The organism is Bradyrhizobium sp. Kon56, assembly GCF_055807635.1.
This window is the reverse complement of the sequence record NZ_JBVVOU010000687.1, coordinates 1-229: the sequence shown is the minus strand read 5'-3', so window position 1 is coordinate 229 and position 229 is coordinate 1. Positions and strand designations below refer to the sequence as shown.

Below are 229 nucleotides of genomic sequence, written 5' to 3'. Positions count from 1 at the left end.
GTGATGATCACCCCGCACTGGTCCAGCGTGAGTGTGGTCAGTTGCGGCAGATGGCTGAGAATTTGCGGCAGCGAGTCCAGGGCGAAACGGTTCAATTGCAGGCTGCGCAAATGCGCGAATCGTTTGAAGAAAGATGGGGCTCCACGGACCGAGCTGCCGCCGTCCAATGTCAGTCTGCTCACATGATCAAAGTCGATCGCCAGCTCCGGCAGGTCTCCCATGAATGTCA

General features: G+C 57.6%; 1 protein-coding gene. It reads right to left on the bottom strand.

The genetic code is table 11. The features are described 5' to 3' along the window. Positions 1-229 (bottom strand): leucine-rich repeat domain-containing protein (locus tag AC0L3B_RS40525; protein ID WP_473383755.1); only part of this gene is annotated, 229 nt, incomplete at both ends.